The following is a 12789-nucleotide window of genomic DNA, read 5'->3' as shown; positions in this document are numbered from 1 at the left end:
GTGGAACAACGGTTGGCCGCTGGCCGGAAGCAGGCGGAGAATGGCGGGTCTTTTTATTTTTCCGCTCGTCGGGTGTTCCTACGATTCGACGTGCCGCACACAAAAAGGGCGGCACAAGTGACGAGCAGCGAAGGATGCCGATGAACCGGAAGAAAATCACCGCCATCGCGGGCGGACTGTTCGCCGCGATGCTGTCGCTGACCACCCCGGCGGCCGCGGCCGAAGCCGTCACCGCGTACAACTACAAGATCCAGTACCTGGTGGCGGAACCCGACGACTCCATGGAGACCTCGTGCGTGCAGCGCCGGATCGAACTGGCCGCAGGCAACTACGACTGGGCGCAGTTCTTCAACGGCGGGGCGGACGTCATGCGGCCGAACATGTATCTCGGTGCGGGCTGGTACACCTGGACCGACTGTCTCGACCCCAACGGCAGTGACGCCTACGACTACTTCCACACCACCACGTTGGATCCGGACAATCCGAGCTGGGAGACGGCGACCATCTCCGGACCCTGGTGGCTCGCCGACTCCAAGAACGTCGGCTGGGGCTCGCGCCTGGCCCCGCTCTTCCTCTCGTCGACGGCGGAGGAGAAGGCGCCGGACGGCCTGACCGACCTGTCGCCGCAGGTCGAGTCGCGCGCCGGATAGCCGTTCAGCGGCGGGTCGTGCAACCGTGAATTCTCTCCCCGCACGACCCGCCCGCCGAACTCGGTATTCGACGGAATCTGCGGCGATAAGCCCGGGGTGGGATGCCGTGGCGTTTGGTGAATTGCTGGCGGAAAACCGCGACGGTGTTGTATCCGACCTGCCGGGAGACCTCCTCGATGGACAGGTTCGTCACCTCCAGCAGCTCGCTGGCGCGCTCCAGGCGTTGGGCCAGCAGCCACGAATAGGGGGTGGCCCCGGTGACGGCCTTGAAACGCCGGCTGAAGGTGCGCTCGCTCATGAGAGCCCGGTCGGCCAGCTCCCCGATCGAGACCGGCCGGTCGAGGTTGGACAGCAGCCAGTCGATGACGGCGCCGAGGGACGGCTCACCGCTGCCGGGGACGGGCAGGTCGCGGTACTGGACCTGATCGCCCTCCCGGTGCGGCGCCGTGACCATCTCACGGGCGACGGCGTTGGCCACGGTGGCGCCGTGTTCCCGGCGCAGCAGATGCATGCACACATCGACGCAGGCCGCCCCGCCGGCTCCGGTGACCAGGCGCCCCTCGTCGACGTAGAGCGCTTGCGGCACCACGTTCACCCGGGGGAAGCGGGTGGCGAAGTCGTCGGTCAGGGTCCAGTGCGTGGTGGCCCGGCGCCCGTCCAGCAGCCGGGCGTCGGCCAGCAGGTACACCCCGGCGGAGAACGCGACGATGATCGCCCCGCGCCGGTGGGCGGCCCGCAGCGCCGCGGACACCGCCGGGGACGGCCGGGGGACCGGCCCGTCACCGGGCGGCACCATGATCAGGTCCGCCTCTGCCAGCCTGTCCAGCCCGTGTGTCACCCGCAGTGGCAGCCCCAGATCGGTCCGCACCATGCCCGGCGTCTCAGCGCACACCACGAACCGGAACGCCGGCAGCCCGAGATGCGCCCGATCGGTGAAGCCCCCGCCGATCGCGCCCAGTGCGAAGGCGCTCACGCCGTCCATGGCGAGCGCAGCGATGGAACGAAACGGCGCTTCCGCGCGACCAGTCCACGGCATTCGAAGACCGCCTTTCTCCCACACCAGGGACAGGGGCCGGACACTGCTCACCAGATCGCGGCCAGGCCGAGCCGGCCTGGCCGCGTCGCGCGCCTCAGAGGGAGAAGGGGTCGCGGCCCGAGGCGACGGCCGAGAACATCGCGGACCCGAACGTGCCGTACAGGTGCCGCTGCAGGGCCGGTCCGAAGCTCACCCGCGCGACGCCGAGCGCCGCGAGCTCGGCCGGCGTCAGCCGCCCGCCCCCGTACCCCACGTTGACGGGCCCGGGAACGCCCTCGACCAGGGCCCGGATCACGTCCGGGTCCCCGGCCCCGATCGGGTAGACACAGTCGGCGCCGGCCGCGAGGTAGCGGGCGCCGCGGTCGAGCGTGCTCGCGAGCTGCTCCTCGGGAGTCCCGGCCCGGCGCAGGAACGAGTCCGTGCGCGCGTTGATCACCAGGTCCACGCCGAGGGAGACCGCCGCGTCACGCACCGCGGACAGGAAGTCCGCCTGCTCGGCGGCGTCGATCATGTCACCGCGCGCCGGGTGGGAATCCTCCAGGTTCAACCCGGCGGCCCCGGTCTCGGCGAACCGTTCGACCAGCTCGGCCGGCGCGAGCCCGTACCCGCGCTCGAAGTCGACCGTCACCGGCACGCGCACCGCGCGGACGATCCGTCCGGCCGCGGCCAGCACCTCATCGACGGGAGCCCGCTCACCGTCGTCGTGACCGAGCACCGCGGCGGTGGCGGCGCTGCTCGTGGCAACGGCGGGGAAACCGGCCGCCTCGACCATCCGGGCCGAGGCGGCGTCCCAGGCGTTGGGCAGCACGAGCGGGGCGCCGGGCACGTGCAACCCGCGCAGGCCGGCGACCTTCTCCAGGGGCGCGGCGGCATCGCTGACCGTCGAACGGGACATGTCACTCATGATGATCTCCCTCTCTCGGGTGACTTCGGCTGACGCGGTTCCGGTGTGGGCGGGATGGTGCTCGCCGCCGGCGGCGGTGCGACCACGGCGGCCGGCCGCCTGCCCGGCATGCCGAGCGCGACGAGCATGCCGATGAACGCGAGCGCGGTGACCGCACCCATGCCCGCCGCGAACCCCGCACCGAATTCCTCGGGCGAGGCGTAGCCGCCCGCCCCCGAGAAGACGGCGACCGCGACCGCGACACCGAACACCCCGCCGAAGATCCGCAGCGTCATGAACGCGCCGGACGCCTGGCCCATCTCGTGCGGGCGCACCGCGCCGACCACCGCCTTCTGCGCCGCGGGCATGGCCATGGTCAGCCCGGCCGACCCGACGATCAGCGCGGGCAGCAGCTCGAGGTAGCCGGCGCCGGTGCCGGCGACGAGGGCGATCCACCCCATGCCGAGCGTCTGGAGCAGCAGGCCGCCGACCACGAACGTCCGCTCGCCGACCTTGTCGGCCAGCCGCCCGGCGATCGGCGCGCAGACCATCAGCGTCGCCGTCCACGGCATCAGGCGCAGGCCGGCGACGAGCGGCCCGTCGCCGTGCACCGTCTGGAAGTACTGCGCGAGGAAGAACATCGTGCCGTACAGCGAGGCGAACAGGAGGAAGTTGGCCGGGTTGGCCGTGGCGAACGCCCGCGCCCGGAAGAACCGCATCGGCAACATCGGCGCCTCGGCCCGCCGTTCCCACAGCACGAACGCGACCACCAGCGCGACACCGAGCACCAGCGCCGCCAGGACCTCCCCACTGGCCCAGCCTGCCGCGTTCCCGCGCACCAGAGCCCACACGACACCGAACGCGCCGAGCGTCACGAGCACGACCCCGCCCAGGTCGAACCGCCTGTCCGGCCCCCTGCTCTCCTCGACGCGCAGCATCGTGAGCACGATCGCGACCACCCCGATCGGCAGGTTCAGCCAGAAGACCCACTGCCAGGCCAGCCCCTCGGCGATGACGCCGCCGACGAAGGGCCCGCTGAACGTCGCCAGGCCCGTGACGCCCAGGTACAGTCCCATCGCCCTGCCCCGCTGCTGCGGCGGGAACAGCGCGCTGACCAGGGTGAGCGACAGCGGCAGCACCATCGCGGCGCCCACGCCCTGCAGTGCCCGGGACACGATCAGCGCGCCGATGCCGGTGGAGAGCGCGCAGGCCACCGAGGCGACGGTGAACACCGCCAGCCCGGCGGCGAACACGCGGCGGCGGCCGTACCGGTCGCCCCAGGCCGCGCCCGTCGGCAGCAGCACCGCGAGCGTCAGGTTGTAGGCGGTGACCACCCACTCGAGCGCCTCGACCGAGGCCGAAAGGTCCTGCCGGATCGTGCTCAGCGCCGTCGTCACGACCAGGCTGTCCAGGGCCATCATGAACGACGCCAGCGAGGCCAGCCCCAGCCCCCATGCCTGCTTCGAGTTCATCCTCGTCTCCCTGCGCTTCGTGCCGCGCGGCCGGTCAGACACCGCGCAGCGACCGGGGGAGGCCGAACATCGGCAGAAGCGAGTTGTCGTGGAAGCGCGTCAGCGCGGAAATGCGTTCCCCGGCCAGGGTCAGCACGAGCAGTCCGTGCGCGTGCAGGAGCGGCGTCCCCGGGTCACGGACATAGCAGCCGAACGCCGGCTGGCCGTTCGCCCGGGTGGGGATCAGCACGTACCGCCGGCCGCCGCGCAGCGCGACCGTGGCCAGGAAGTGGCCGATGGCGTCCGGGCCCTGATACTCGAGGGGGATCGGCGGCATGGTCAGCCACGCGTCGTTCCTCAGCATGGCGACGATCGCGTCCACGTCGCCCGCCTGCAGCGCGCGGCTGAAAGCATCGACGATGCGGCGCTCCTGCGGCGAGTCCGGCAGGGGAGTGCTCTCCCGGCCCGAATCCGGCAGCTCGCGCGCCAGCACGGCGCGCGCCCGTTTCAGCGCCATGGCGACGGCGTTCTCGGTCGTGTCCAGCATGGCCGCCACCTCGGCGGCCCGGAACCCCAGGACGTCGCGCAGCACCAGCACGGCCCGCTGCCTCGCCGGCAACCGTTGCAGCGCCGCCAGGAACGCCAGCGACACCGACTCCCGCACCTCGTACCGGGCCTCCGGCCCCGGCAGCCGGTCGGCGATCTCGTCGATCAGCGCATCGGGGTACGGCTCCAGCCAGCTCGGCTCCTCCCGGCGATGCGACGGCTCGGGCATCGGGATCTCCGTCCGGTAGGCGGCCGCGTGCTGCGGGCGGCGGGCGCCGGCCCGCAGAGCGTTCAGACAGCGGTTGGTCGCGATCCGGTAGAGCCACGTGCGCAGCGATGCGCGTCCCTCGTAGTCGCCGATGCCGCGCCAGGCCGCCAGCAGCGTCTCCTGCAGCACGTCCTCGGCGTCCTGCACCGAGCCGAGGATGCGGTAGCAGTGCACCTGAAGCTCGCGCCGGTACGGCTCGACGAGCCTCCGGAACGCCTCACCGTCCCCTCCTCGCGCCCGCTGCAGCGCGTCCGGATCGGTGTCCCCGGCCGGTGGTGTCCCTCGCATGTCGGCTCCTGGTGTTCTCTTGGCATCCCTGTCTCGCATGGATGGACACCGCCGGGGCCGGAAACCGGTCGGTCGGCGCGCGATTCCTCTCAGCAGTGGCCACGTTCACCGTCAGCGCGCGATCCGGCACGGACCACACCGACGACGAGCGACCACCGCCCGCGGGGAGGTCGGACAGCCGTTCGAACTGGCCGTCGCGGGCCGCGGCCAGGAAGGCCCGAACCACCTCGCGCTGTCGTCGTACGGCGGCTGCCGACCCACTGAACCGAGCAGGGCGACCAGGCTCGCCAGGAGATCCCGGACCTCTCCCGGCGACCCCTCCCGAACCTGGTGCTCCTGCCGCGCTACCAGCAGCGCATGTCCGTCGAGGTGTCGTACGTCCCGTGCAGGTCGACGATCACCCCTGTGGAGGTGCCGTCCCCGGGGGTGCCGGGCTCGTCGGACGGCGTCCAGCCGGCGACCTCATAGTCGCCGAGGTCTCCGTCGGGGTCCTCGATCCTGGCCTGGCGATAGTGGTTCAGCACCTCTGGGACGGGCCGGTCCGTGGAGAGTTCGAAGCGGATGGTGTACCAGCAGTCGCCGGAGTCGCCGCTCACCTCGACCTGCGGGGCGAAGGACCCGAAGCCCGTTCCGGGCGGGAGAGAGGACTCCTGGATGCGGTCCACCATGCGCGCCAGCCGGTGGTCATTGATCCACACTGGCGCGATGACCATCGCCGCGAGCAGCAGGGGCGGCGCCGACAGCAGGGCCAGACAGCCGATTCGGCGAGCCGTCCGTGAACGTCCGGACTCCCGCGGTGGTGCGGCTGCGAGCGGGCCCTGGGGGATCGTCATGGCTCACATGATCGCAGTCGGCGGGAGCGTATCCGGCGTTAGATCATGTCATGTCGGATGTGGTTGGATTGGCGCGCACCTTCGCGCCGGAACGGCTCGCGTCCACCAGGCCGACGGCGCGCCTGCCAGTGAGGAACGACACGATGAGCACCCAGCACGCCTTTCCCCTGCGGCCCCGTGCGATTCACGTGCCCGACGAGGTCCTCGATGACCTGCGCGCCCGCCTCGCGTCGACCCGTCCGCCGCTGGACGAGGGCAACGAGGACTGGTCCTACGGCGTCCCCGGCGGCTATCTCGGCGAGCTGGTCGCCTACTGGCGGGACGGCTACGACTGGCGCAAGGCCGAGGCCGCCATCAACGTCCACGAGCACTACGAGGTGAGCGTCGCCGGCGTCCCGGTGCACTTCATGCGCAAGCCTGGCCGCGGCCCCCGTCCGATCCCGTTGATTCTCACCCACGGCTGGCCGTGGACGTTCTGGCACTGGTCGAAGGTGATCGACCCGCTCGCCGACCCGGCCGCGTTCGGCGGTGACCCCGCCGACGCCTTCGACGTCATCGTGCCGTCCCTGCCCGGCTTCGGCTTCCCCGGCCCGCTCACCGGCTTTCCGGACGTCAACTTCTGGAAGGTCTCCGACCTCTGGCACACCCTGATGACCGAGATGCTGGGGTACGAGAAGTACGCCGCCGGGGGCTGCGACATCGGCGGGATCGTCTCCAGCCAGCTCGGCCACAAGTACGCCGACGAGCTGTACGGCATCCACATCGGCTCCGGACTGCCGCTCGACTTCTTCACCGGCCCCCGGGCCTGGGACTTCGCCCGGAACCGGCCTCTCACCGACGACCAGCCCGCCGATGTCCACGCCCGGATCGTCGAGCTGGACCACCGCTGGGCGTCCCACCTCGCCGTGCACATGCTCGACGGCGCCACCCTGGCCCACGGGCTGAGCGACTCACCCGCCGGACTGCTCGCGTGGCTGCTGGAGCGCTGGAACGCCTGGAGCGACAACGGCGGCGACGTCGAATCCGTCTTCACCAAGGACGACCTGCTCACCCACGCCATGATCTACTGGGTGAACAACTCCATCGCCACGTCGATGCGCTACTACGCCAACGCCAACCGCTACCCCTGGGCCCCCGCCCACGACCGCACCCCGGTCGTGCAGGCCCCGGTCGGCCTCACCTTCGTCACCTTCGAGAACCCGCCCGGCATCCACACCGCCACCGAGCGCGTCGAGGCGTTCAGGAGCGGCCCGCAGGGCGCCCTTTTCAACCACGTCAACGTCAACGCCCACGACCACGGCGGCCACTTCATCCCCTGGGAGAACCCGGACGCCTGGGTGGACGACCTGCGCCGCACCTTCCGGGGCCGCAGGCCCTGAACGACCTTCGGCAAGCCCCGCTCCCCGGTTCGAAGGCACCGCACTCAGGTGGACGACCAGCTCCGGCCCGGACCGAGCCATCGAGCCCGAGAAAGCCCCCACCCGAACGAGATCGCCCTGCCCATGATCGATGAGGTCCTGCCGGGCCGGGTCGCCTGCGTCGAGTCCTTCGGCGACGTGCCCGGCGCCGTGCTGCTCGGCGAGGAGGCGGCACTCGTCGCCAACGCCGTGGACCGGCGACGCGCCGAGTTCGCCACGGGACGGCACTGTGCCCGCGCCGCCCTCGCCCGGCTCGGCTTCCCGCCCGCCCCCGTCCTGGCCGACGAGCGCGGCGCCCCTGTCTGGCCGTCCGGCGTCGTCGGATCCATCACCCACTGCGCCGGATACCGGGCGGCGGCCGTGTCCGTGGACGTGCTCAGCGTCGGCATCGACGCGGAACCGTGCCGGCCGCTTCCCGACGGCGTCCTGGAGGCGATCTCCCTGCCCCGGGAGCGCGAGATGCTCGCTCGCCTCGGCGACGCGCAGCCGTGGGACCGTCTGCTGTTCAGCGCCAAGGAGAGCGTCTACAAGGCGTGGTACCCGCTGGCGCGACGCCTGCTCGGGTTCGAGGACGCCCTCGTCGACATCGACGCCGGCGGCACGTTCTCCGCGCGGCTGCTCGTGCCGGGGCCGCGGGTCGGCGACGTCGAACTGCGGGCGTTCGCGGGCCGATGGCTGGCCGCCGGCGGGCTGCTGGTCACCGGCGTCACGGTTTCCTGACTCACGGGCCGGTCCCGACCGCTCACAACGGGCGGAGGTGAGAAAAGCGGTCAGGCGTGATGAGGCACTCGCGGTGATCGACGATTACGAGCGAGTAACCGCCCCATTCTTTTTCGCAGGTCATAGCGGGTTTCGGGAATTCGTGGACGCGAATGAAAAAGCGCGGATTTTACCTCTTTCATCCCGGGTGTGCCTAGTATGCGGGCAGTTGCGGATCTCACATCGCAGTCAACAATGATCGCCGAAAACAGTTGCGGTACCGAGAATGGTCCTGCTTAGGATGGGGCCGACGTTGTGCCCATCGGGGACATGTCGCTCGAATTCATTGCCTTGAGGGGGACCGCTCTCTGGTGACTGGTGACGGGGGACAGGGTAAGGCGGCGGTCGTCGGCATGGCCTGCCGCCTGCCGAAAGCGGCAGACCTGGCGGCGTTCTGGACGCTGCTGCGTGATGGCGTGGACGCTGTGGCGGACATGCCGCCCGAGCGGTGGGACGCCGAGCCAGGCTTCGCGGGCGCGCCGGCGTACACACGGCGCGGCGGCTGGCTGGAGCACGTCGACCGGTTCGACGCGGACTTCTTCGGCATCCCGGCCCGGCAGGCCGCGACCATGGACCCGCGCCAGCGGCTGCTCCTCGAACTGAGCTGGGAGGCGCTGGAGGACGCCCGGGTGGTGCCCGAACGCTGCCGCGGCAGCCGTACCGGCGTGTTCGTCGGGGCGATGTGGGACGACTACGCCGCCCTCGCCCAGCGGTACGCCGCAGGGGCCAGGTCGCCGTACGAGATGAGCGGCCTGCACCGCGCGCTGCTCGCGAACCGGCTCTCCTACCTCCTCCGATTACGGGGACCCAGCCTCGTCGTGGACACCGGGCAGTCGTCGTCGCTCGTCGCCGTCCATCTCGCGGTCGAGAGCCTGTTACGCGGCGAATGCGACATGGCTCTGGTGGGCGGGGTGAACCTGGTGCTCGATCCGGGCAGCGCGGCCGTCTCGGCGGCGTTCGGCGGGCTGTCGCCCAGCGGCCGCTCCGCCACGTTCGACGCCGACGCCGACGGATACGCGCGCGGCGAGGGCGGCGGAGTGGTGGTGCTCAAACCGCTCGAAACGGCACTCGCCGACGGCGACCGGATCTACGGGGTGATCCTGGGGGGCGCGGTCAACAACGACGGCGGTGGCGACACGCTCACCACCCCCGACCAGGAGGCGCAGCAGGACGTCGTCCGGCGGGCCCACGCCTCGGCCGGGATCCGCGCCGACGACGTGCAGCATGTCGAGTTACACGGCACCGGAACCTTCGTCGGCGATCCCATCGAGGCCAGGGCGTTGGGGACGGTCTTCAGCCGGGGCGATCCCACCGCGTTACGCGTCGGATCGGTCAAGACAGCCATCGGGCATCTCGAAGGGGCCGCCGGGATGGCGGGCCTCATCAAGACGATCCTGTGCATCAGCAACAGGCGGCTCGTTCCCAGCCTCCACTTCAGGACTCCCAACCCGCGCATCCCCCTGGACGAGCTGGGCTTACGCGTTCAGACCGAGACGGGGCCCTGGCCCGAGCCGGACCGTCCGCTGATCGCGGGAGTGAGCTCATTCGGGATGGGCGGCACGAACTGCCACCTCGTCGTCGCCGAACCGCCCGCCCCCCACGCCGCGCCGCCGGATCCCGACCCCGGCGAGGACACAGTCTCCCGGCCGATCCCGTGGCCGCTGTCAGGACGGAACCGGCAGGCACTGCGCGACCAGGCCCGGCGACTTCTCGACCGGCTCCGCGAGCACCCCGCACGCACCCTCGACATCGGCCTCTCCCTGGCCACGACACGCACCGCCTTCGAGCACCGGGCCGTACTCCTGTCCACCGACCGCGCCGGGTTCGAGCGCGGACTCACCGCCCTCGCCGCCGGACAGCCCGCCCCCGGCCTCGTGGAAGGCGCCACCGGACCGCGGGACGGGGTCGCCTTCGTCTTCCCCGGGCAGGGATCGCAGTGGACCGGCATGGCGGTGCCGCTCCTGGAGAGCTCACCGGTCTTCCGCGAGCACATGAACGCGTGCGCCGACGCCTTCGCGCCCTACCTCGACCGGCCGCTGCTGGACACCCTCGACGACCCCGCCACCTTGCGGCACTCCGACCTCGTCCAGCCCGCGCTGTTCGCGGTGATGGTGTCGCTCGCCGCCCTCTGGGAGTCCTACGGGGTGCGGCCGTCGGCGGTCGTCGGGCACAGCCAGGGGGAGGTCGCCGCCGCCTGTGTCGCGGGCGCCCTCACCCTGCCTGACGCCGCGCGCATCGTCGCCCTGCGCAGCCGCCTGCTGATGCGGCTCGCCCGTCGCGGCGGCATGCTCTCGATCGCGCTTGCGGCCGAGGAGGTCGTGAAGCACCTGCCGGGCGGCCTGACGGTCGCCGCCGTGAACGGGCCCGGCTCCACCGTGGTCTCCGGCGACCTCGACGCGCTGACGGCACTGCAGGAGCGGTACGACGCGGACGGGGTGCGCGCCCGCCGGGTGGCGATCGACTACGCCTCGCACTCCCACCAGGTCGAGGTCATCCGCGCGGAGATGCTGGACGCGCTCGCCCCGACGCGTCCCGCACCCGGCCGGGTGCCGTTCCACTCCACCGTCAAGGGCGGACCGCTGGCCGGTGAGGAGCTGACCGCCGAGTACTGGTACCGCAACCTTCGGCACCAGGTCCGCTTCGCCGAGGCCGTACGGACGATCGACTGCGGGATCTTCGTCGAGGTGAGCCCGAACCCGGTCCTCACCGGAGCGGTGCGGGACACCGTTCCGGAGGCGGCGGTACTGGGAACACTGCGCCGGGACGAGGGCGGGTTGGACCGCTTTCTCACCTCGCTCTCCGAGGCGTACGCCGCCGGGGCCGCGGTCGCCTGGGACCGCTGCTTCGCGGGGACCGACGCCCGGGCGGTCGACCTGCCCACATACCCGTTCCAGCGGAAACGGCACTGGCTCGACACCAGCGCGCGCGTCGTGGAGCCGCCCGCGACGAAGCGGGACGAGCCCGAGCGGGTCGCCGAGGAGGCACCCCCGGATCCCGCCGAACTGGTGCGGGCCCAGGTGGCGGCGTTGCTCGGGCACCACGACCCCGGCGCGGTGGACATGACTGCGACCTTCACGGACCTCGGGCTGGACTCTCCGCTGATCGTCGAGCTGAGCGGCCGGCTCGCCGCCGCCACCGGGCTGCGGTTGCCGGTCGCCGTGATGTTCAACCATCCCACGCCCGCGCTCCTGGCCGAGCACCTGCGCGCGCGGCTGCGGCCGCCCGACCCGCTGAGCACGATGCTCGACCGGTTGGCCGAGGCGCTCGAAGAACCACCCGCCGACCCGGCCAGGCGCGCGGAGCTGGCCGACCGGCTGGCCGCGCTGTCCCGGCAGGCCGCGGCGCCGGCCGGGACACCACCTGAGGACGGGGTCGCCGGCCGGCTGCGAACGGCTTCGGTGGACGAACTTCTCAGCTTCATCGACGGGGAACTCGGATGACGCACGGCGGGACGGACTCGGGGGGCGGCCGGATGACGGACAACGACCAGCTCGTGGAGTACTTGCGGCGGGTGACCGTCGAACTGCACGAGACACGACGGCGGCTGCGGGAGGCCGAGGAGCGCGACCACGAGCCGATCGCGATCGTGGGGATGGCGTGCCGGTATCCGGGCGGGGTCTCCTCGCCGGAGGACCTGTGGGAGCTGGTCGCTTCCGGTGGGGACGCGATCGGAGAGTTCCCGGCCGATCGGGGGTGGGATCTGGGGGCGTTGTTCGACCCTGATCCGGAGCGGCCGGGTCGTTCGTACGTGCGTGAGGGCGGGTTCCTGTACGACGCGGGTGACTTCGACGCCGACTTCTTCGGGATCTCGCCGCGTGAGGCACTGGCGATGGATCCGCAGCAGCGGTTGCTGCTGGAGACGTCGTGGGAGGCGCTGGAGCGGGCCGGGCTGGATCCCCATGCGTTGCGCGCCACCCGCACGGGCGTCTTCTTCGGCGCCGTCCCGCAGGACTACGCCGCTCCTCTGCACGCCGCGCCGGAGGGGTTCGAGGGCCACATGCTGACAGGCACGACGCCGAGCGTCGCGTCGGGGCGGGTGGCGTACACGTTCGGGCTGGAGGGGCCTGCCGTCACGGTGGACACGGCGTGTTCGTCGTCGCTGGTGGCGTTGCATCTGGCCGTTCAGTCGCTGCGCCGGGGCGAGTGCACGCTGGCGCTGGCGGGTGGGGTCACCGTCATGGCTAACCCCGGCATGTTCGTGGAGTTCAGTCGTCAGCGGGGGCTGGCTGCGGACGGCCGGTGCAAGCCGTTCGCTGAGGGGGCGGACGGGACGGGGTGGTCGGAGGGTGTCGGGGTGCTGGTGCTGGAGCGCCTGTCGGAGGCGAGGCGTCACGGGCGGCGGGTGCTGGCGGTGGTGCGCGGGAGTGCGGTGAATCAGGATGGTGCGTCGAACGGGTTGACGGCGCCGAACGGTCCTTCGCAGGAGCGGGTGATCGCTCAGGCGCTGGCCGGTGCGGGGTTGTCGGCTGATGATGTGGACGTGGTCGAGGCGCACGGCACGGGGACCGCGCTGGGGGATCCGATCGAGGCGCAGGCGTTGATCGCCGCTTACGGCCGGGGGCGGAGGCGGCCGTTGTGGTTGGGGTCGGTGAAGTCGAACATCGGCCACACGCAGGCGGCTGCGGGTGTGGCGGGTGTGATCAAGATGGTGCAGGCC

The 12789-nt window shown here is 71.7% G+C and carries 10 protein-coding genes; 5 read left to right on the top strand and 5 right to left on the bottom strand.

Features of this window, described 5'->3' with window-relative positions:
- The first annotated feature begins 140 nt into the window (after window positions 1-140).
- Entirely contained in the window at window positions 141-650 is a 510-nt protein-coding gene (locus tag CXR44_RS33355; protein WP_101790138.1) for a hypothetical protein, read from the top strand.
- A gap of 4 nt (window positions 651-654) precedes the next feature.
- Here the strand turns inward: CXR44_RS33355 and CXR44_RS33350 are convergent, their stop codons facing one another.
- From CXR44_RS33350 to CXR44_RS33325, 5 genes are all read right to left on the bottom strand, one after another.
- The gene (locus CXR44_RS33350) at window positions 655-1623 is read right to left on the bottom strand and encodes a GlxA family transcriptional regulator (RefSeq protein WP_219602138.1); all 969 of its coding nucleotides are present in this window, start codon (window positions 1621-1623) and stop codon (window positions 655-657) included.
- Window positions 1624-1780: 157 nt separating this feature from the next.
- The gene (locus CXR44_RS33345) at window positions 1781-2590 is read right to left on the bottom strand and encodes an isocitrate lyase/PEP mutase family protein (RefSeq protein ID WP_245899735.1); all 810 of its coding nucleotides are present in this window, start codon (window positions 2588-2590) and stop codon (window positions 1781-1783) included.
- Window positions 2587-4041, bottom strand: coding sequence for a DHA2 family efflux MFS transporter permease subunit (locus CXR44_RS33340; RefSeq protein ID WP_101790135.1), 1455 nt, complete (start codon window positions 4039-4041; stop codon window positions 2587-2589). Before CXR44_RS33340 ends, CXR44_RS33345 begins: the two co-directional genes overlap by 4 nt.
- Before the next feature lie 34 nt (window positions 4042-4075).
- A complete protein-coding gene (locus CXR44_RS33335) occupies window positions 4076-5122 on the bottom strand; it encodes a sigma-70 family RNA polymerase sigma factor (protein WP_101790134.1) in 1047 nt (348 codons plus the stop codon).
- Window positions 5123-5466: 344 nt separating this feature from the next.
- Window positions 5467-5955 carry a hypothetical protein gene (locus CXR44_RS33325; RefSeq protein ID WP_101790132.1) on the bottom strand — a complete coding sequence of 163 codons (489 nt, stop codon included), beginning with the start codon at window positions 5953-5955 and terminating at the stop codon, window positions 5467-5469.
- 143 nt (window positions 5956-6098) lie between these two features.
- On the opposite strand from CXR44_RS33325, the gene CXR44_RS33320 reads away from it, so the two are divergent.
- From CXR44_RS33320 to CXR44_RS40315, 4 genes are all read left to right on the top strand, one after another.
- Entirely contained in the window at window positions 6099-7334 is a 1236-nt protein-coding gene (locus CXR44_RS33320) for an epoxide hydrolase family protein (protein WP_101790131.1), read from the top strand.
- A 123-nt stretch (window positions 7335-7457) separates the two neighbouring features.
- Window positions 7458-8093 carry a 4'-phosphopantetheinyl transferase family protein gene (locus CXR44_RS33315; RefSeq protein ID WP_101790130.1) on the top strand — a complete coding sequence of 212 codons (636 nt, stop codon included), beginning with the start codon at window positions 7458-7460 and terminating at the stop codon, window positions 8091-8093.
- 350 nt (window positions 8094-8443) lie between these two features.
- On the top strand, window positions 8444-11572 hold the full coding sequence (locus CXR44_RS33305) for a type I polyketide synthase (protein ID WP_144070181.1): 3129 nt from the start codon (window positions 8444-8446) through the stop codon (window positions 11570-11572).
- A gap of 32 nt (window positions 11573-11604) precedes the next feature.
- Window positions 11605-12789 (top strand): beta-ketoacyl synthase N-terminal-like domain-containing protein (locus tag CXR44_RS40315; protein ID WP_219602136.1); only part of this gene is annotated, 1185 nt, incomplete at its 3' end.

The sequence above is a fragment of the Nonomuraea indica genome (assembly GCF_002850745.1).
GTDB classification, from domain to species: domain Bacteria; phylum Actinomycetota; class Actinomycetes; order Streptosporangiales; family Streptosporangiaceae; genus Nonomuraea; species Nonomuraea indica.
Note: the sequence above shows the minus strand (reverse complement) of the source record. Positions and strands in the feature narration are given on the sequence as shown.